A 1336-nucleotide genomic window follows, 5' to 3' on the forward strand; every position below is an offset into this window, starting at 1 on the left:
TAGATCACCGGCAATTTGTTCTCACGCGCAATCTCCTGCGCCCGCAATGCCTTGCGCAGCCCCATCGGTGCCACCGTGCCCCCTTTGACTGCACTGTCGCTCGCGGAAATCAGGCAACGCTTGCCCGCCACCACGCCAATGCCAACGATGGAGCCCCCACCAAGCACCGATTTTTTGCCATCGTCATCGTGCATGTTGAGTCCGGCCAGGCGACTGAGCTCCAGGAACGGCGAACCACGATCCAACAGGCGTGCCACACGTTCACGCGGCAGCAACTGGCCGCGTTTTTCAAACTTGTCGCGCTTGGATTCGGACTCGGCAATCACCATCTGCTCAAGGCGCTGGACTTCCGAGAGCAATTCACGCATGCGCTGCGCATTGACGCCAAACGCGTCGGATTTAACGTTGACCTTTGAACGGATGACTGGCATTGGATGTAATCCTCTTGATTGCTCCGCATTAGACGTTATGGTAACCTTAACGTCAACCAGATTTCGTATAGGTATTTCTCCTATACTTCACGTCATGCAGCGCTGCTACGATCCAGCCGCAGTCAATGCAGCCGCATTTGATACCTGCTTTTTTACAAGGAATACCATGGACCTCCAAGCCTGCACCGAAGCCATTCGCACCAAAGTCGGCACCGACAGCGGACTGGCCGCCACCCTCAAATTTGACTGCGGCGCGGAGGGCGTCATTTACATCGACGCAAAATCCACGCCCAACACCGTGAGCAACGACACCACCGATGCCGAATGCACGGTCGGCATCACGCTCGAAAACCTGAACGCCATGCTGGCGGGCGATCTCGAACCGGCCACCGGATTCATGATGGGAAAACTCAAGGTGACCGGTGACATGAGCGTCGCCATGCGTCTGCAGCGCGTCATCTGATTTTCACGGTCCGGGTACAAAACGTGGCGTCAAATTCTTCCCCCGCCAAGACGCCGCGAGCGCGCAGCAAGCCGGTCAGCGCAGCCAGTGTGCCTACCCCGACCGACGCGCAAGCTTTTGTCGACTCCCATCGCGACGAGGGAACCTCCGATCTCTTCGGCATTACCGAGTTGTGCAAGGAATTCGGCATCACCTTGCGCGCCCTGCGCTTTTATGAAGACAAGGGCCTGCTTGCGCCCCGGCGCGTCAATGGCGCCCGCGTCTACACACGGCGTGACCGGGCCCGGCTGGCCCTGATTCTTCGGGCCAAAGACATCGGGTCACCGCTGTCAGAAATCAAACGCTATCTTGACCTGTATGGCGATCATGGCGAAGGTCGCTCGCAACAATTGAGTTACGTCATTGATCGCACCGATACCGCCATTCAAGAGCTGGAACAAAA

Annotated in this window: 3 protein-coding genes; 2 read left to right on the plus strand and 1 reads right to left on the minus strand. The window is 57.6% G+C overall.

Features of this window, described 5'->3' with window-relative positions:
• Positions 1-431: carboxyl transferase domain-containing protein (locus B3V69_RS18990; protein WP_296448818.1), on the minus strand; the 431-nt coding region annotated here is incomplete at its 3' end.
• Positions 432-597: 166 nt separating this feature from the next.
• Between B3V69_RS18990 and B3V69_RS18995 the strand changes: the two genes are divergently transcribed.
• Together B3V69_RS18995 and B3V69_RS19000 are read left to right on the plus strand one after the other, a co-directional pair.
• Positions 598-894: an SCP2 sterol-binding domain-containing protein gene (locus B3V69_RS18995; RefSeq protein ID WP_296448819.1), complete on the plus strand. Its 297-nt coding sequence runs from the start codon at positions 598-600 to the stop codon at positions 892-894.
• Between the two features lie 23 nt (positions 895-917).
• A partial coding sequence (locus tag B3V69_RS19000; RefSeq protein WP_296448822.1) for a MerR family transcriptional regulator occupies positions 918-1336 on the plus strand: 419 nt, incomplete at its 3' end.

Source organism: Rhodoferax sp. UBA5149 (assembly GCF_002413825.1).
Classification (GTDB): domain Bacteria; phylum Pseudomonadota; class Gammaproteobacteria; order Burkholderiales; family Burkholderiaceae_C; genus Rhodoferax.

Excerpts from the sequence above, each read along its gene's own strand:
- B3V69_RS18995 (WP_296448819.1), top strand. The coding sequence starts at position 598 with ATGGACCTCCAAGCCTGCACCGAAGCCATTCGCACCAAAGTCGGCACC.